A 16,831-nucleotide genomic window follows, 5' to 3' on the forward strand; every position below is an offset into this window, starting at 1 on the left:
TCAGTCGTTAAAGTACCAATAGCCGCTGTTGACCAGCGCGGTCAGCAGCGCCAGGAATGACGGATCGTCTACCGCGTCGCCGAGCAGGGCGGCGTCGACGCTGAAGTGCTGGCACAGGGCGTCTGCGGCCTGCAGCTGGTCGGTGTCGATCAGTTCGCCGTTGACGAAGCAGCGATCGCCGACGCGCAGCACGCGCAACCCGCCCAGGCGCTGCAGCGCTTCACCCTGTTGCAGCAGTTCGTAGATTTCCCCGGCCTGATACGGCGGCTCCGGCGGCGCCAGATCCAGCTCGTGGCGCGATTGGGAGATAAACTCGCCGAACCAGTGCTGGAAGTGTTCCGGCTGTTGCACCAGATCCAGCATCATCTGCCGTAAGGCGTCCACTTCCTGCGGCAGGATCTCCGCCGGGTGTTCGCGCAGTTTAACGTCCGGATCGCCGTAGCGTTTGCTGCCCAGCTCGCGCGCCAGCACGTAATCGGCGAAGCCGCTCACCAGCTCGCGGCCGTTCGGCGCGCGGAAGCCCACCGAATAATTGAGCGCGTTTTCCAGCGCGTAGCCTTCATGCGGGAAGCCCGGCGGAATGTAGAGAATGTCGCCCGGCTCCATCTCTTCGTCGATGATGGCGTCGAACGGCTCTACCTGCAGCAGATCCGGATGCGGGCAGTGCTGTTTCAGCGGCGTTTTTTCCCCGACTCGCCAGCGGCGGCGGCCAGTGCCCTGAATGATGAACACGTCGTACTGATCGAGGTGCGGGCCGACGCCGCCGCCCGGCACCGAGAAGGAGATCATCAGGTCATCCATCCGCCAGTCCGGCAGTTGGCGGAACGGGCGCATCAGCGCTGCGGAAGGCTCATGCCAGTGGTCCACCGCCTGCACCAGCAGCGACCAGTTGTTTTCGCTCAGGTGATCGAAGCTCTCGAAGGGGCCGTGCGCGACCTGCCAACGGCCGTCCTGGTGGCTGACCAGGCGGCTGTCCACTTCGTTTTCCATCGCCAGCCCGGCCAGCTCATCCGGGGAGATCGGATCGATAAAGTTTTTGAAGCCGCGCTTCAGAATCACCGGACGTTTTTGCCAATAACGTTGCAAAAAATCGTTCCAGTCCAGGTCTAATTGATAATCCATGTTCTATTCCAGGAGAGAGGAGTGAGCCTGAGTGCGATTATAACGGAAGTTTGGCCCCGTGGATCGGGGCCGCAGAGGCATAATTTACTCGTTGTGGTGGGTATCGTGCTGGCGGGCGAAGGTGACCTGCATGCGCGCGCCGCCGAGCGGGCTGTCGCTGATGACGATTTCGCCGTCGTATTGCTCGATGATCTCCGCCGCCACCGACAGGCCAAGGCCCTGACCGGGACGCAGGGTATCCACCCGCTGGCCGCGCTGGAAGATCAGCTGGCGCTTGCTTTCCGGGATGCCCGGGCCGTCGTCGTCGATAACGAGGATGAGGTTTTTATCGGAGTGCAGCGAGGTGATTTCCACGAACTCGAGGCAGTATTTGCAGGCGTTTTCCAACACGTTGCCCATCACTTCCATAAAGTCGTTCTTCTCGCCCATAAAGGTCACTTCCGGCGAGATGTCCAGCGTGATCACCACCCCTTTGCGCTGATAAACCTTGTTCAGCGCCACCACCAGGCTGTCGAGCAGCGCCGGCACCGAGTGGATCTCGCGCGTCAGCACCGTCTGGCCGGAGTTGATGCTGGCCCGATGCAGGTAGTAACCGATCTGCTGAGAGATGCGCCCGATCTGATCCAGCATGATCGGCTCGGCTTCTTCGATGGTGGTCTGCTTGCCGCTGCGCAGCGAGCGCAGGGTGCTTTGCAGCACCGCCAGCGGCGTTTTCAGGCTGTGGGTCAGATCCGACAGGGTGGTGCGGTATTTGGTGTAGCGCTGGCGTTCGTTGCGCACCAGAATGTTCAAATTGCGCACCAGGCCGCGCAGTTCGCTGGGCGGGTTCTCATCCAACTGATCGCGTTCGCCGTTCTCCAGCTCGCCCACCTGATTGACCAGCGCCTTGATCGGCCGCAGGCTCCAGTAGGCCGCCAGCCACAGCAGCGGCACCACCAGCAGCAGGTTGGCCAGCAGCACGTAGCTGAACCACTCCCACACTACGTCTGAGCGCTGCAGCTCCTGCGGAATGCTGTCGACCACCACGATGGTCAACGCCGGCAGCCGCGCCGTGGCGGCATAGGTATTGACCGCCACCGAGTGCGTCAGCGCGTTCTGATCGGTATCGTCATAATTCTTCAGCTGATCCTGCGCTTTGGGGTTGTCCCCCAGCACTTCGCTACTGATGCGGGTATCGGTGTCAATTTCGTAGAAGCCGGACTCCTCCAGCCATTCCTTGTTGATCAGCTTCTCCAGCTCCGGCACCTTGCGCTGGCTCCACAGCAGGTTGCCTTTATCGTCGTAGATAAACACCAGCGTGGGAAAATTGAGATCGATATCGGGAGGAATGGCGATGGTGAGCTTGTTGTCTTTCCACTGCGCCAGGCTGAAGAACAGGTTGCTTTCGCCGCGCAGCAGGCGGAAGGCGGTCTTGTCGAAGCTGACGATGTAGCCGACGACCGCCACCAAACCGTAAGAGAGCGACAGCGCCAGGATCACCCCGGCGGTCGCCATCAGGAAGCGGGCGCGCAGCGAAAACGGTTTTTTATTCTTGTTGAACATCATGTTCACTTCGCGTCAAAACGATAGCCCTGGCCACGTACCGTGGTGATCACTTCATGCGGGTATTCCGCCTGCACCTTCTTGCGCAAGCGGCCCATCAGCACGTCGATGGTGTGGCTTTCGCGCAGTTCGGCGTCCGGGTAAAGCTGCAGCATCAACGAATCCTTGCTCACCACCTTGCCGGCGTTGCGGATCAGGGTCTCGATGATGGTGTATTCAAAGGCGGTCAACTTGATCTGTTGATCGTTGACGCTCAGTTCGCGGCGCGACAGATCGATCTGGAACGGCGGCAGCACGATCACCTGCGATGCCAGGCCGCTGTTGCGGCGCATCAGCGCCTGCATGCGGGCGATCACTTCTTCCAGGTGGAACGGCTTGGTGACATAGTCGTCGGCGCCTGCTTCCAGCACCGCCACTTTGTCCTGCCAGCTTTCGCGGGCGGTCAGCACCAGGATCGGCAGCTTGGTCTGGTGCGCGCGCCAACGGCGGATCAGGCTCAGGCCGTCTTCGCCCGGCAGGCCGAGATCGACGATGGCGATATCCGGCGCATGCTCCTGCAGGAAATAATCGGCTTCCTTGGCGTCTTCAGCCGCATCGACCTGATGGCCCATCTCGCGCATCTGAACGGAAAGGTGGTGGCGCAGCAAACCATTATCTTCAACAACCAGTACTCGCATGGCGAACTCCTGTGACTGTGCGGGTGAATGTCCTGTCACCCACGCGATAAAAGGGAACACGCTCTGCGGCGTGTCAGGGGATAACGCGGCCACCTGAACCATTTTGGCAAAAAATGCTGAGGTTATGGTAGGTATAACCCGCCCGGCCCGCAAGAGAGCCGAAGCAATGTATTAAAATAAGCGTTATCAATTTGTTCGCCGACATTATCGACAAGCTCTGATAAACGTCGGATAAACAGCGGCGGGGCAACGTTAAACGCAACTTAAACGCGTCGGGCATTGCCGCGAAAGGAAAGTGTGAACCGGAGCGCTTGATAAGCTTTAAAGGTACTAATAAGGTATTATTGAGGTATCGGCATATTTTCTCAGGAGCGATGGATGAAGCAATTAACCCAGGCAGAACGCATAGCGGGCGTATTTTACGGACAGATGCTGGGCGACGCGCTCGGCATGCCTTCCGAGCTGTGGCCGCGCGAGCGGGTTAAGCGCCACTTCGGCTGGATAGACGGCTTCCTCGATGGGCCGGCGGAGAACTCAGCCGCCTGTTACTTCAAGGCCGGGCAATATACCGACGATACCTCGATGGCGTTGGCGCTGGCCGATGCGCTGCTGGAAGCGGAAGGCGAGGTGGTGCCAGAACTGATCGCCCGCAACGTGATCCGCTGGGTGGACAGTTTTGACGCCTTCAACAAGAACATTCTCGGCCCCAGTTCCAAACTGGCGTTGAGCGAGCAGAAAGCGGGCACGCCGATCGCCGCGTTGGAAAACAACGGCATCACCAACGGCGCGGCGATGCGCATTTCGCCTTTGGGTTGCGTGCTGCCGTCTGCGCCGCTGGAGGGGTTCTGTCAGCAGGTGTGGCTGGCCTCCAGCCCGACGCACAAATCCGACATCGCCGTCGCCGGTGCCGTGGCGATCGCCTGGGCGGTTTCGCGTGCGGTGGAGGGGGCGGACTGGGCCTCGATTCGTCTGGCGTTGCCGGGCGTGGCGGAGTATGCCCAGCGCCGTCAGGTGACGACGTTCAGCCCTTCGCTGGCGGCGCGCATCGAGTTGGCGTTTCAGGTGGTGGATGAGGCGGCCGATCCCGAACAGGCATCCGAGCGGATATATCAACTGATTGGCGCCGGGGTGAGCACCATCGAGTCGGTGCCGGCGGCGCTGGCGATGGTGCAGCTGGCGCAAACCGATCCTACCCGTTGCGCCGTGCTGTGCGCCAACCTGGGGGGCGATACCGACACCATCGGCGCGATGGCCACCGCTGTCTGCGGCGCGCTGCACGGCGCCGAAGCGATGGATCCTGCGCTGCTGGCGCAGTTGCAGCGGGTGAATCCACTGGACGTCGAGGCGTATGCCCAGGCGTTCGTGCGTTTTCGCCGCCGTCGGCAGGGCGAGGCGTAACGGATCAGCTTTCGCTGGTAAATTCGTACATGTCGCTGCGGCAGAAGCTTTCGCTGTATTCGATAGGCTTCTTGCGGTGGTCGAACAGCGTCTGGCGCACGATCAGCAGCGGCATCGGTTCTGATAATTGCAGCGCCCGGCGGATGTCGTCATCGGCCATGGCCGCGCTGACCTGGCTGCGCAGCGATCCCATCTCCACGTTATTTCGGCGGAAGTAGTCATAGAGCGAGATGCCAATCTCGTCGACGTTGGCAATCGCCGCCGCCACCACGTAGGACACCGCCACCGACATCGGCTGCCGATCGAGAAAGTGGATACGTTTGAGTTGATAGATCGGCGTTCCGGTCGCCAGCTGGAGCTTTTCCGCCAGTTCGGCGCTGGCCGGCACCCGTTCGCGGCTGAGCCATTGCGTGTCCGGCCGGCGCCCTTGTTGCATCACTTCGCGCGAGAACCCTTTGACGTCCGCTAATGAATAGCGCAGCTTCGGCGCGGCCCGTTGCGCCTGGATGAAAGTGCCGTAACCGCGTGAACGGCCGATGATGCCGTCTTGCTCGAGACAGGCCAGCGCTTTGCGCACCGTGATGCGCGAGATGCCGAGCCGTTCGGTAAACAGACGCTCGCTGGGCAGGAAATCCCCCGCGTTCAGCAATCCTTGCTCGATGGCCTGGCGCACCGAGGCGTTAAAGCGCAGATACAGCGGCATCGCGCCCGCGCTGGCCAGATCCTGCAGCAGTTTTTCCAGCAGACGCTGGTTGGTCTCCTTGCTCATAGCCGACGGAAATCCTGTAGCCTCAATGCAATGGCTTATTTAAGGGGATTTCGCCGGGCAGCGCAACTGCCGCCGCCGAGGGGATGAAATAAGGTAGAGTAGTGTGCAATCGCCCCGAGTTTGGAGAAACAGACAGCCCATGAGTGACCACCCATCCTGCGCGGACGACGCGGCAATCCTGGCGGCCTTCACCCAGCAGCGTCAGCAGGGGCTGACCCGACGTTCGGCGCTGCATCAGGCCCTGTTGCGGCTCATCACCGCCGGGGAACTGCCGTGGCGGGCGAAGCTGCCGCCAAGCCGCGCATTGGCGCCCCGGCTGGGGGTGGCGCGCGATACGGTGGAGCAGACCTACGCGCGGCTGGAGGCGGAGGGATACATCAGCCGGGCGGTGGGGCGCGGCAGCTATGTTCGCTATCGCTGCGATACGTTGCTCGGCCGTGAACTGCTGGCGACGCAGGCGGGCCAGGAGGCGCGGCTGGCGGAACGCGAGCTAAGCGATCGCGGCCGGGCGTTGCTGGCGGTCAGCCATACGCCGCACACCAGCCGTCAGGCGTCGCTGACGCCCTCGCTGGCGGATCTGCGGGCGTTTCCCATCGATTCGTGGCTGCAGTGGGAAAAGCAGGCGCTGCGGCGGCACGGCGAGCGGCTGTTGGGGTATGCCGATCCGCAGGGCTTGCCGGAGCTGCGTGCGGAGATCGCGCACTATTTGCAGCGGGAGCGGGGCGTCAAGGCGACGGCGGAGCAGGTGATCGTGGTCACCAGCTCTCAGCAGGCGCTGGCGCTGTGCACGCAGGTGCTGTTCGATCCCGGCGATGCGGTATTCGTCGAAGAGCCGGGTTACCAGGGGGCGAAAAAACTGGTGCAGTCGGCGGGGCTGCAGGCGCGGCCGATCGGCATCGATGAGCAAGGGCTGGACGTCGGGCAACTGATGCAGGCTTCGGGCGGCGGGCGGGGCGTTTACATCACGCCTTCCCATCATTACCCGCTGGGATACTCTCTGAGCCTCGAGCGGCGCCTGGCGCTGTTGCAGTGGGCCCAGCGCCGGCGGGCCTGGATCATCGAAGACGATTACGACGCCGAGTTCAACTACGATCGACAAACCAAGGCGGCGCTGCAGGGGCTGGACAGCGGCGGGCGCACGCTGTACATCGGCACCTTCAGCAAGACGCTGTTTCCGGGGCTGCGCATCGGTTTCATGATCGCGCCGCCGCAGCTGGTGCGGCCATTGGTCGCCGCCAGGCAGTTTCAGGACGGCTACACGTCGGCACTGGCGCAGATGACGCTGTTCCACTGCCTGCACGAGGGCGGCTACGCCGAGCATCTGCGCAATATGCGCACGCTGTACAAGGCGAGGCTGGACGTCCTGTACGACGCGGTACATCGCCATCTCGCGCCCTGGACGCGCCCGGCCTTGCCGCAGGGTGGCCTGCAGCTGGTTTGCCCGCTGGCGGATGCGGCGACGGAGCGGCGGCTGGTGACGGCGGCGGCCGAGCGGGGAATACGATTGTACGGCCTGGCGGATTTCTACACCGGCGCGCCGCAGCGCGGGGCGCTGGTGCTCGGTTTCTCGGCCTATGCGCCGGACGAGATCGTGCGCTTTATCGCCACGCTGGCGCAGGTGTTCAACGCGCTGCCGCGGGAAAACGGCGGTTAAAATTGGTCTGCTCGGCGTTTTGAATTGGTCCGTATTACACCGTCGCTGCGCGGTGTATCCTGCCGCTATTCGGTTATTTCCCTAATGGAAATAATATCTTAACCCCGTGAGGCGCTATGAACCCATCAAATCGTGAAGTGACTATCCGCAGAATCAATGGCGACGACAGAGCGCAATGGCTGGCGTTGTGGCAGGGCTATCTCGACTTCTACCGCGCCGACGTGGCGCCGCAGGTGACCGATCGCACCTTCGAACGGTTGGGGCAGGATGAACAGGTGTACGGGCTGGTGGCGGAGGATGCCGACGGCCGGCTGCTGGGGCTGATGAACCTGGTATTCCATCCGTCCACCTGGAGCGCGGTGGGCTATTGTTATATCGAAGATCTCTTTGTGTCGCCGCAGGCGCGCGGCCATAAAGTGTCGGAAAAACTGTTCGAACAGGCGTATCGGCTGGCGGAGGCGCGCGGCAGCGATCGGGTCTATTGGATGACTCAGGAGTACAACGCGCCGGCGCGTTCGCTGTACGACAAAATCGGCAGAAGAAGTTCGTTTATCGTTTATACCCGTTAACCGCAGGAGGCGCGTATGGCAATGAATCGTTATGGTCAGCCGATTGGCGAACCGATGCCGGATTGGCAGCCGGCTCGCCGCCCGGGCGGCGCAACGCTCGGCGGGCGTTTCTGTTCACTGGCGCCGCTCGAGCCGCAGCGGGATTACGCCGCGCTGTACGATGCTTTCCAGCTGGCGCCGGACGGCCGCGACTGGACCTATCTGTCTATCGAACGGCCCGATACGCCGGCGGCGATGCTGCAGCATCTGGAGACGCTGCAGGCCAACCCGACGCTGGTCAACCTGACGGTGTTCGACGCCGCCAGCGACGCGCCGGTGGGGACGGTGGCGCTGATGCGCATCGACGAGGCCAACGGCGTGCTGGAGATCGGCCACGTCAGCTGGTCGCCGTTGATGAAACAGCGCTCCAGCGCCACCGAAGCCATCGCGCTGCTGCTGCGCTACGCCTTTGATACGCTGGGCTACCGCCGCTGCGAATGGAAGTGCGACAGCCACAACGCGCCGTCGCGCCAGGCCGCGCTACGCTTTGGTTTCCGTTACGAGGGCAACTTCCGCTTTGCGGTGATCGTCAAGGGGCGCAGCCGGGATACCGACTGGTTCGCCATCACCGCTGACCGTTGGCCGACGGTGCGGCAGGCGCTGGCGCGTTGGCTGAGTGCCGAGAACTTCGATGCGCAGGGGCGGCAGATAGCCCGGCTGCAGGTGTTGCGCGGCGAATAATAAGCAACAAGGCGGCCCGCGGGCCGCCTTGTCGTTGTGGGTCTAACGCGCTTACTTCAGCTCGTCGACCAGGGTGGTGGCGCGGCCGATGTAGTTGGCCGGGGTCATCGCCTTCAGACGGGTTTTCTCTTCTTCCGGCAGCGCCAGACCGTCGATGAACGCCTGCATGCCGGCGGCGTCCACGCGCTTGCCGCGGGTCAGCTCTTTCAGCTTCTCGTAAGGCTTCTCGATGCCGTAACGGCGCATCACGGTCTGGATCGGTTCGGCCAGCACTTCCCAGTTGTGATCCAGTTCGTCCAGCAGGTGCGCCTGGTTCACTTCCAGCTTGCTGATGCCCTTCAGGGTGGCCTGATAGGCGATCAGCGCATAGCCCAGGCCCACGCCCAGGTTACGCAGCACGGTGGAGTCGGTCAGGTCGCGCTGCCAGCGGGACACCGGCAGTTTGCCCGCCAGGTGGCCCAGCACGGCGTTGGCCAGGCCCAGGTTGCCTTCGGAGTTTTCGAAGTCGATCGGGTTGACCTTGTGCGGCATGGTGGAGGAGCCGATTTCCCCGGCGATGGTCTTCTGCTTGAAGTGGTTCAGGGCGATGTAGCCCCAGATGTCGCGGTCGAAGTCGATCAGAATGGTGTTGAAACGCGCTACGCAGTCGAACAGCTCGGCGATGTAGTCGTGTGGTTCGATCTGGGTGGTGTACGGGTTCCAGGTGATGCCGAGCGAGGTCACGAACGCTTCGCTGAACTGATGCCAGTCCACTTCCGGGTAGGCGACGATGTGGGCGTTGTAGTTGCCGACCGCGCCGTTGATTTTACCCATGATCTCCACACGCTCCAGCTGGCGGTACTGGCGCTCCATGCGGTAAGCCACGTTGGCGAACTCTTTGCCGACGGTCGACGGCGTAGCCGGCTGGCCGTGGGTGCGCGACAGCAGCGGGATATCGCGGTATTCCAGCGCCAGCCCTTTCAGCGCATCGATGATTTTACGCCAGTAAGGCAGCACCACGTCCTGACGAGCGCTTTGCAGCATCAGCGCGTGCGACAGGTTGTTAATGTCTTCGGAGGTGCAGGCGAAGTGGATGAACTCGGACACCGCGTGCAGCGCAGGCACCGCCGCCACTTTTTCCTTCAGGAAATACTCGACCGCTTTCACGTCGTGGTTGGTGGTGCGCTCGATGGTTTTGATGCGCTGAGCGTCTTCTTCGTTGAATTCAGCGACGATTTTGTCGAGGAAAGCGTTTGCGTCGGCGTCAAAAGCGGGAACTTCCTTGATTTCTGCGCAGGCGGCCAGTTTTTGCAGCCAACGTACTTCAACCTGTACGCGGAATTTCAGCAGACCGTATTCGCTGAAAATGGGGCGCAGTGCGCTGACTTTATCACCGTAGCGTCCATCAACGGGGGAAACGGCGGTCAGTGAGGATAATTCCATCGGTAGCAACTCCTGGGATCGATTAACAATGAGCAACGATATTTTGCGCCTGCTTGAACAGACGATTACGGGAAAACATTAACTGCAGGCGGCTGCCGCCGACCTGTTGCCACAGCACGGCGGCGCGAATGCCGGCCAGCAGCGTGGCGCGAACTTTGGCCTGCACCTGCGGGTTCTGCAAGATCGCCGGTGAGCCGGTCACCTGGATGCGCGGCCCGAGCGGGCTGACCACGTCGACATAAATGCCGGCCAGCGCGCTGATGATGGTGTCCGACTCAAGATCGAAGTGCGCCAGCTGGCGCTCGAGTTGGCCGAGGCGTTCGCCGAGCGTGTTCATCGCCTGTTTGTTGGCGTTGAGCTTGCGCTCCAGCACCATCAGGCTGATGGTGTAGCGGGTCAGTTCCGCGCCCGGCCCTTTGTTGTTGGCGTTAAGCACGCCCATCAGGGTTTCGAGGCCGACCATCAAATTGCGCTCCTCGCCGCCGAACACCGCCAGCGTAGAGGGTGGGTCCATCTGCAGCAGGCTTTTCAGCGAGGTGTGAAACGCTTCGCGGTCGCATTGCCCTTCATGGGCCAATTGCTGAACCAAACGCGCCGACTGGCTGATACCCGCCATGGCCAGCGTGATGTCATAATAATTCTTCGCCACGATGACTCCTGTAAACGCGGTGAACGGTACATGGCTTACTGTATAAGGTTGTGCGTATCGCCAGGGTAACGGCGGCGGCCGCGAACGGTAACGATCGGGCGTGGCTGTAACAACGATGACAACGAATGCCGCGGATCATGCCATAAAATTGAGGGTAAACCCAGCGTCTAATACGCCTGTGGCGAGGCGGATGCGCCGTGCGGCGCAGAACTGCGCAAATAGACGGCGAAAATCGCCGGTGGCGCGGCACGAACTTATTGTTGCGGCGGCAAATAAAGTGCGGCGGCTGCATCTATACTGCCAACGTGACCCCTCAAATAAAGACCTTTATATGCACGTAAAAAACAAGCAGCCGCTGCCGGCGGTGACGCTGGCGGCCATCGGCGTGGTGTACGGCGATATCGGCACCAGCCCGCTGTATACCTTGCGCGAATGCCTGACGGCGGAAGAAGGGATCACCCTGACGCCGACGTCGATCTACGGCTTTCTGTCATTGATTTTCTGGCTGTTGACGCTGGTGGTGTCGATCAAATACGTCTGCTTCGTGATGCGTGCCGACAACGACGGTGAAGGGGGAATTCTGACGCTGATGTCGCTGGCGATCCGCAAGCTGGATGCGCGCTGGGTGCCGGCGGCGGTGCTGGTCGGGCTGGTGGGCGGCAGCTTCTTTTATGGCGATGGGGTGATTACCCCGGCCATTTCGGTGCTCTCGGCTATCGAAGGCCTGCAGATTATTGCCCCCGAGCTGGACAGCTTTATCGTGCCGCTGTCGCTGCTGGTGTTGACCGCGCTGTTCGCGATCCAGAAACACGGCACCGGCAGCGTCGGCAAACTGTTCGCCCCGGCGATGGTCATCTGGTTCCTGACGCTGGCGCTGCTCGGCATCGGCGGCATTTTGCATCACCCCGGCGTGCTGCGGGCGCTGAACCCTTACTGGGCGGTGAATTTCTTCCTCGAGTACAAGGCAGTGTCGTTCTTCGCGCTGGGCATGGTGGTGCTGTCGGTCACCGGCGCCGAAGCGCTGTACGCCGACATGGGCCACTTCGGCAAAAAACCGATCCGCCTGGCGTGGTTTACGCTGGTGGCGCCGGCGCTGGTGCTGAACTACTTCGGCCAGGGGGCGCTGCTGTTGGCCAACCCGGCGGCGATCAATAACCCGTTCTTCCTGCTGGCGCCCACCTGGGCGCTGATCCCGCTGCTGGTGATCGCCACGTTGGCGACGGTGATCGCCTCGCAGGCGGTGATCTCCGGCGTCTTCTCCCTGACGCGCCAGGCGGTGCGGCTGGGCTACCTGCCGCCGATGCGCATCATCTATACCTCCGATCAGGAGTCCGGGCAGATCTACATTCCGGTGGTGAACTGGCTGTTGTTCGCGGCGGTGTTGATCGTGATTATCAGTTTTAAACACTCCAGCAACCTGGCCTCGGCTTACGGCATCGTGGTGACCGGCACCATGCTGCTGTCGTCGATTTTGCTGAGCATCGTGGCGGTGAAAAACTGGGGCTGGCCGCGCTATCTGGGTGGGCTGATGCTGCTTGCCATGCTGTGTATCGACGTGCCGCTGTTCGGCGCCAACCTGATCAAACTGGCGACCGGCGGCTGGCTGCCGGTGGCGCTGGGGTTGATCATTCTGCTGATCATGCTGACCTGGAAGACCGAGCGCTCGCGCCTGATCCGCCGGCTGCGCGACAACCAGGAAGGGCTGACCGCGCTGATCGAGTCGCTGGAGAAGGCGCCGCCGAAGCGGGTGCCGGGCACCGCGGTGTTTATGGAGCGCACGCCGCATGCGGTGCCGCTGGTGCTGCTGCATAACCTGAAGCACAACAAGGTGTTGCATGAGCGCGTGGTGCTGCTGACTATCGTGACTACCGACATGCCGTATGTGCACAACGTGCAGCGGGTGGCGATCGAACAGCTGTCGACGAGCTTTTGGCGGGTGGTGGCGAGCTACGGCTGGCGCGAAACGCCCAACGTGACGGATATCCTTTATCGCTGCGGCCTGGAGGGGATGAGTTTCACCATGAACGAGACCTCGTTCTTCATGTCGCGCGATACGCTGGTATTGGGCAAGCGCCCCTGGTATCTGCGCGTGCGCGGCAAGGTGTTCCAGCTGTTGCAGCGCAACGCGCTGCGGGCGCCGGATCTGTTCGAAATCCCGCCAAACCGGGTGATCGAACTGGGGGCGCAGGTGGAATTCTGAATAAAAAAAACGCTGCGGTAAACGCAGCGTTTTTCTTGGGCGGCAGGCGAACTACGCCAGGCGCTGTTCGATGATGCCGCCGCCGAGGCAGATTTCGCCCTGGTAGAACACCGCCGACTGGCCGGGGGTGACGGCGGAGACCGGCTCGTCGAAACGCACTTCGATGCGTTCGTCGTCGAGCGGGGTCACGGTGCAAGGGATGTCCTGCTGGCGATAGCGGGTCTTCATCGTACAGCGGAACGGGCCGGTCAGCGGCAGGCGATCCACCCAGTGCAGCTGCTGCGCGATAAGGCCGACTGACATCAGGCGCGGGTGATCGTGCCCTTGCGCGACCACCAGCACGTTATTGGCCACGTCTTTATCCACCACGTACCACGGATCTTCGCTGCTGTCTTTCAGGCCGCCGATGCCTAACCCTTTGCGCTGGCCCAGGGTGTGATACATCAGGCCCTGGTGTTCACCGACGGTCTGGCCGTCGACGCTGACGATCGGGCCCGGCTGCGCCGGCAGGTAGCGGCCGAGGAAATCGCGGAATTTGCGCTCGCCGATAAAGCAGATGCCGGTGGAGTCTTTCTTCTTGGCGGTGACCAGCTCCAGTTGCTCGGCGATGCGGCGCACCTCCGGCTTCTCCAGTTCCCCAACCGGGAACAGGCTTTGCGCCACCTGCTCGTGGCTCAGGGTATAGAGGAAGTAGCTCTGATCTTTGTTGCCGTCGACGCCGCGCAGCAGGCGGCTTTTGCCGTCCACGTCCTGGCGGCGCACGTAATGGCCGGTGGCGATGAAATCGGCCCCCAGGTCTTCGGCGGCGAACTCCAGGAAGGCTTTGAATTTGATTTCTTTATTGCACAGGATGTCCGGGTTCGGCGTGCGGCCGGCCTTGTATTCTTCCAGGAACAGCTCAAACACGTTGTCCCAGTATTCCGCCGCAAAGTTCACCGTGTGCAGTTCGATGCCCAGCTTGTCGCAGACCGCTTGCGCGTCGGCCAGATCGGTCGCGGCGGAGCAGTACTCTTCGTCGTCGTCTTCTTCCCAGTTTTTCATGAACAGCCCAGCGACCTGATAGCCCTGTTGCTGTAACAGATAGGCGGTAACGGAAGAGTCGACGCCGCCGGACATACCGACGATTACTTTTTTCTGGCTGTTGTCTGACATGGGGATCTCACGAACTTGAACACGAACCGTGCTGATAAAAACAAGCGCAGGATTTTACCACGTTGCCCGCGCCGGCGCACTGTTCATCTTGTGCTGCCCGGCGCCCTCAATGCGGCCAGGCGAAGCTGCCGACCAGCGACAGCGGGTAGCGCTCCGGCTGCTGGTAGCTGCGAATGCTCTCGGCCACCAGCGCGGAACGCAGGTTGGGCGCCTGCAAAATCTCGTCGGCGCTCAACCACAGGCAGCGATCGATATCGCTGTCGTGCGGCTCGGTCGGCAGCGGCTGTTCCAGCTCGATGACGAAGCAAAAACGCAGGAACGGCGTGCGATCCGGCGCAATCCATTGGTGCAGACGTAAAAACGCCTGTGGCGTGGCGCGGATGCCGGTCTCTTCCCACAGCTCGCGCTCGGCGGCCTGCACCAGCGTCTCGTCGGCCTCCAGATGGCCGGCCGGCTGGTTCCACAGCGCTTTGCCGTTGATGGTCTCTTCGACCACTAAAAATTTGCCGGCGGCGTGTACCACGCAGGCCACGGTGACGTGCGGTTTGAACATGCGGTCTCCTTACAGCGGTTTGTCGATGCGCCGATAGATATCGTCCAGCTCGGCGATGCGGGTGCGGTAGCTTTTGAGCAAACAGGCGGTGTCGCCGCCGCACCGCTGGCGTTTTGCCAGCCAGGCCTGCTGGCTGTCCTGCATCGCGCCGCGCGCGCCCATGGCGAACAGGCCGCGCAGGAATTGGTATTGGGTGGCCATTTGCACATCCAAATCGTTCAGCGTGCGGTTGGCGCAGATGGCTTGCTCATCGCGGTTTGCCGCCTTGGCGCAGTCGAAGCTGGCGGCCTGGGCGGCGAACGGGGCCGCCAGAGCGGCGAGCAGAAGCGCGATCGGCGTGGATTTCATGGCGCCTCCATCAGTTATCGGTCTACAGGGAATCGATGCTTTTCCATTCACCAGGCTGCAGTGAGCCCAGCGAAAGATTACCCATACTGTAGCGAATCAGGCGCAGGGTAGGGAACCCGATATGCGCCGTCATGCGACGCACCTGGCGGTTTCGCCCTTCGAACAGGGTGATTTTCAGCCAACTGGTGGGGATGGATTTACGTTCGCGGATCGGCGGGTTGCGCGGCCATAGCCACTGAGGCTCGGCCACCAACTCAACACCGGCGGGTAGCGTCGGGCCGTCTTTCAGCGTAACGCCGCAGCGCAATGGCGCCAAATCGCTCTCCTGCGGCGCGCCCTCGACCTGCACATAGTAGATTTTGCCGGTGCGCTTGCCCGGCTGTGTGAGCTGTGCCTGCAGCTGGCCGTCGTTGGTCAGCACCAGCAGCCCTTCGCTGTCGCGATCCAGGCGCCCGGCGGCGTAAACGTCGGGGAAGGGGATGTACTCTTTCAGCGTGGCGCGGCCGGCTTCATCGGTGAACTGCGGCAGCACGTCGAAGGGCTTGTTGAATAACACAATTCGACGCGGCCCCTTCGGCGCGGCGGGTTTGGCGGTATTCGGCTTGCTGAATCGTTTAACGTTGTGATTTCTAACAGAGAATTTTTTCATAACAGTTGAGATTACGGATGATAAGCGCATTATAACCGAATCCGTTTCGGATTGGCGCGGACCGAATATTCAAGTAGTATCTACACGCATCTTACAAAGCATTAACAAAATTGCGCTTGAAGGAGAGGTTGATGGAAAGCAAAGTAGTTGTTCCGGCAGAAGGTAAAAAAATCACGGTTGACGCCCAGGGTAAACTGGTTGTTCCTCATAACCCGATCATCCCGTTCATCGAAGGCGACGGCATCGGCGTTGACGTGACTCCTGCCATGATCCACGTGGTTGATGCGGCCGTTAAAAAGGCTTACCACGGCGAACGTAAAATCTCCTGGATGGAAATCTACACCGGCGAAAAATCTACCCACGTTTACGGTAAAGACGTGTGGCTGCCGGACGAAACTCTGGACCTGATCCGCGACTACCGCGTCGCCATCAAAGGCCCCCTGACCACCCCGGTCGGCGGTGGCATCCGTTCTCTGAACGTGGCCCTGCGCCAGCAGCTGGACCTGTACGTGTGCCTGCGCCCGGTGCGTTACTACCAGGGCACCCCAAGCCCGGTGAAACAGCCTGAGCTGACCGACATGGTGATCTTCCGCGAAAACGCCGAAGACATCTACGCCGGCATCGAGTGGAAAGCCGGCTCCGCCGAAGCGGACAAAGTGATCAAATTCCTGCGCGACGAAATGGGCGTGAAGAAAATCCGCTTCCCGGAGCAGTGCGGTATCGGCGTGAAGCCATGCTCTGAAGAAGGGACCAAGCGTCTGGTGCGCGCGGCGATCGAATACGCCATCACCAACGACCGTGACTCCGTGACCCTGGTTCACAAAGGCAACATCATGAAGTTCACCGAAGGTGCCTTCAAGGATTGGGGCTATGAGCTGGCGCGCGAAGAGTTCGGCGGCGAGCTGATCGACGGCGGCCCATGGCTGAAGATCAAGAACCCGAACACCGGCAAAGAGATCGTGGTTAAAGACGTGATCGCCGACGCCTTCCTGCAGCAAATCCTGCTGCGCCCGGCGGAATACGACGTGATCGCCTGTATGAACCTGAACGGCGACTACATCTCCGACGCCCTGGCGGCCCAGGTAGGCGGTATCGGCATCGCGCCGGGCGCCAACATCGGCTCTGACTGCGCGCTGTTCGAAGCGACTCACGGCACCGCGCCGAAGTACGCCGGCCAGGACAAAGTGAACCCAGGCTCCATCATCCTGTCCGCAGAGATGATGCTGCGCCACATGGGATGGTTCGAAGCGGCTGACCTGATCGTTAAAGGCATGGAAGGCGCCATCGCCGCCAAGACCGTGACCTATGACTTCGAACGCCTGATGGAAGGCGCTAAACTGCTGAAATGTTCAGAGTTTGGCGACGCTATCGTTAAACACATGTAAGTGTGTTTGCGTTTGAATGAGA

The 16,831-nt window shown here is 61.5% G+C and carries 16 protein-coding genes; 6 read left to right on the forward strand and 10 right to left on the reverse strand.

Annotated features, from left to right (window positions below):
* The 3 genes from CPH57_RS06625 to phoP all read right to left on the reverse strand — a co-directional run bounded on the left by CPH57_RS06625 (position 1) and on the right by phoP (position 3,341).
* Positions 1-1,122 (reverse strand): cupin domain-containing protein, encoded by a 1,122-nt coding sequence (locus CPH57_RS06625; RefSeq protein ID WP_004941161.1) that lies wholly within the window; start codon positions 1,120-1,122, stop codon positions 1-3.
* A gap of 84 nt (positions 1,123-1,206) precedes the next feature.
* Entirely contained in the window at positions 1,207-2,664 is a 1,458-nt protein-coding gene (gene phoQ / locus CPH57_RS06630; protein WP_033644257.1) for a two-component system sensor histidine kinase PhoQ, read from the reverse strand.
* Positions 2,665-2,669: 5 nt separating this feature from the next.
* On the reverse strand, positions 2,670-3,341 hold the full coding sequence (phoP, locus tag CPH57_RS06635) for a two-component system response regulator PhoP (RefSeq protein WP_004941169.1): 672 nt from the start codon (positions 3,339-3,341) through the stop codon (positions 2,670-2,672).
* A 378-nt stretch (positions 3,342-3,719) separates the two neighbouring features.
* Here phoP and CPH57_RS06640 point away from each other — a divergent pair, with 378 nt between their 5' ends.
* Positions 3,720-4,739: an ADP-ribosylglycohydrolase family protein gene (locus CPH57_RS06640; protein ID WP_060659640.1), complete on the forward strand. Its 1,020-nt coding sequence runs from the start codon at positions 3,720-3,722 to the stop codon at positions 4,737-4,739.
* A gap of 4 nt (positions 4,740-4,743) precedes the next feature.
* On the opposite strand, the gene CPH57_RS06645 is transcribed toward CPH57_RS06640, so the two are convergent.
* Positions 4,744-5,508, reverse strand: a complete 765-nt coding sequence (locus CPH57_RS06645; protein WP_096242161.1) for a GntR family transcriptional regulator — start codon at positions 5,506-5,508, stop codon at positions 4,744-4,746.
* 139 nt (positions 5,509-5,647) lie between these two features.
* Between CPH57_RS06645 and CPH57_RS06650 the strand changes: the two genes are divergently transcribed.
* The 3 genes from CPH57_RS06650 to CPH57_RS06660 all read left to right on the forward strand — a co-directional run bounded on the left by CPH57_RS06650 (position 5,648) and on the right by CPH57_RS06660 (position 8,451).
* Positions 5,648-7,162, forward strand: a complete 1,515-nt coding sequence (locus CPH57_RS06650) for a PLP-dependent aminotransferase family protein (RefSeq protein ID WP_069100058.1) — start codon at positions 5,648-5,650, stop codon at positions 7,160-7,162.
* Between the two features lie 116 nt (positions 7,163-7,278).
* Complete coding sequence (locus CPH57_RS06655) at positions 7,279-7,731, forward strand: GNAT family N-acetyltransferase (protein WP_033642777.1); 453 nt, start codon at positions 7,279-7,281, stop codon at positions 7,729-7,731.
* Between the two features lie 15 nt (positions 7,732-7,746).
* Entirely contained in the window at positions 7,747-8,451 is a 705-nt protein-coding gene (locus CPH57_RS06660; protein ID WP_033642778.1) for a GNAT family N-acetyltransferase, read from the forward strand.
* Positions 8,452-8,502: 51 nt separating this feature from the next.
* Here CPH57_RS06660 and purB read toward each other — a convergent pair whose 3' ends face one another.
* Together purB and hflD are read right to left on the reverse strand one after the other, a co-directional pair.
* Positions 8,503-9,873, reverse strand: coding sequence for an adenylosuccinate lyase (gene purB / locus CPH57_RS06665; RefSeq protein ID WP_033652066.1), 1,371 nt, complete (start codon positions 9,871-9,873; stop codon positions 8,503-8,505).
* A gap of 22 nt (positions 9,874-9,895) precedes the next feature.
* Entirely contained in the window at positions 9,896-10,522 is a 627-nt protein-coding gene (gene hflD / locus CPH57_RS06670) for a high frequency lysogenization protein HflD (RefSeq protein WP_033642780.1), read from the reverse strand.
* Between the two features lie 331 nt (positions 10,523-10,853).
* Here hflD and kup point away from each other — a divergent pair, with 331 nt between their 5' ends.
* Entirely contained in the window at positions 10,854-12,722 is a 1,869-nt protein-coding gene (gene kup, locus CPH57_RS06675) for a low affinity potassium transporter Kup (RefSeq protein WP_033642781.1), read from the forward strand.
* A 51-nt stretch (positions 12,723-12,773) separates the two neighbouring features.
* On the opposite strand, the gene mnmA is transcribed toward kup, so the two are convergent.
* The 4 genes from mnmA to rluE all read right to left on the reverse strand — a co-directional run bounded on the left by mnmA (position 12,774) and on the right by rluE (position 15,424).
* Complete coding sequence (gene mnmA, locus CPH57_RS06680; RefSeq protein ID WP_096242162.1) at positions 12,774-13,874, reverse strand: tRNA 2-thiouridine(34) synthase MnmA; 1,101 nt, start codon at positions 13,872-13,874, stop codon at positions 12,774-12,776.
* Between the two features lie 106 nt (positions 13,875-13,980).
* Entirely contained in the window at positions 13,981-14,427 is a 447-nt protein-coding gene (locus CPH57_RS06685) for an NUDIX hydrolase (protein WP_015377609.1), read from the reverse strand.
* 9 nt (positions 14,428-14,436) lie between these two features.
* Positions 14,437-14,775, reverse strand: a complete 339-nt coding sequence (locus tag CPH57_RS06690; protein WP_096242163.1) for a lysozyme inhibitor LprI family protein — start codon at positions 14,773-14,775, stop codon at positions 14,437-14,439.
* Between the two features lie 22 nt (positions 14,776-14,797).
* Positions 14,798-15,424 carry a 23S rRNA pseudouridine(2457) synthase RluE gene (gene rluE, locus CPH57_RS06695; protein WP_033652069.1) on the reverse strand — a complete coding sequence of 209 codons (627 nt, stop codon included), beginning with the start codon at positions 15,422-15,424 and terminating at the stop codon, positions 14,798-14,800.
* Between the two features lie 131 nt (positions 15,425-15,555).
* On the opposite strand from rluE, the gene icd reads away from it, so the two are divergent.
* Positions 15,556-16,809: an NADP-dependent isocitrate dehydrogenase gene (gene icd / locus CPH57_RS06700; protein WP_015377612.1), complete on the forward strand. Its 1,254-nt coding sequence runs from the start codon at positions 15,556-15,558 to the stop codon at positions 16,807-16,809.
* Positions 16,810-16,831: the final 22 nt, after the last annotated feature.

The sequence above is a fragment of the Serratia sp. JKS000199 genome (assembly GCF_900215455.1).
Taxonomy (GTDB): Bacteria; Pseudomonadota; Gammaproteobacteria; order Enterobacterales; family Enterobacteriaceae; genus Serratia; species Serratia ureilytica.

What these genes read in the sequence shown, in the direction of transcription:
- CPH57_RS06625 (WP_004941161.1), bottom strand. Translation starts at nt 1,122, where the DNA reads ATGGATTATCAATTAGACCTGGACTGGAACGATTTTTTGCAACGTTAT.
- phoQ (WP_033644257.1), bottom strand. Translation starts at nt 2,664, where the DNA reads ATGTTCAACAAGAATAAAAAACCGTTTTCGCTGCGCGCCCGCTTCCTG.
- phoP (WP_004941169.1), bottom strand. Translation starts at nt 3,341, where the DNA reads ATGCGAGTACTGGTTGTTGAAGATAATGGTTTGCTGCGCCACCACCTT.
- CPH57_RS06640 (WP_060659640.1), top strand. Translation starts at nt 3,720, where the DNA reads ATGAAGCAATTAACCCAGGCAGAACGCATAGCGGGCGTATTTTACGGA.
- CPH57_RS06645 (WP_096242161.1), bottom strand. Translation starts at nt 5,508, where the DNA reads ATGAGCAAGGAGACCAACCAGCGTCTGCTGGAAAAACTGCTGCAGGAT.
- CPH57_RS06650 (WP_069100058.1), top strand. Translation starts at nt 5,648, where the DNA reads ATGAGTGACCACCCATCCTGCGCGGACGACGCGGCAATCCTGGCGGCC.
- CPH57_RS06655 (WP_033642777.1), top strand. Translation starts at nt 7,279, where the DNA reads ATGAACCCATCAAATCGTGAAGTGACTATCCGCAGAATCAATGGCGAC.
- CPH57_RS06660 (WP_033642778.1), top strand. Translation starts at nt 7,747, where the DNA reads ATGGCAATGAATCGTTATGGTCAGCCGATTGGCGAACCGATGCCGGAT.
- purB (WP_033652066.1), bottom strand. Translation starts at nt 9,873, where the DNA reads ATGGAATTATCCTCACTGACCGCCGTTTCCCCCGTTGATGGACGCTAC.
- kup (WP_033642781.1), top strand. Translation starts at nt 10,854, where the DNA reads ATGCACGTAAAAAACAAGCAGCCGCTGCCGGCGGTGACGCTGGCGGCC.
- mnmA (WP_096242162.1), bottom strand. Translation starts at nt 13,874, where the DNA reads ATGTCAGACAACAGCCAGAAAAAAGTAATCGTCGGTATGTCCGGCGGC.
- CPH57_RS06685 (WP_015377609.1), bottom strand. Translation starts at nt 14,427, where the DNA reads ATGTTCAAACCGCACGTCACCGTGGCCTGCGTGGTACACGCCGCCGGC.
- CPH57_RS06690 (WP_096242163.1), bottom strand. Translation starts at nt 14,775, where the DNA reads ATGAAATCCACGCCGATCGCGCTTCTGCTCGCCGCTCTGGCGGCCCCG.
- rluE (WP_033652069.1), bottom strand. Translation starts at nt 15,424, where the DNA reads ATGAAAAAATTCTCTGTTAGAAATCACAACGTTAAACGATTCAGCAAG.
- icd (WP_015377612.1), top strand. Translation starts at nt 15,556, where the DNA reads ATGGAAAGCAAAGTAGTTGTTCCGGCAGAAGGTAAAAAAATCACGGTT.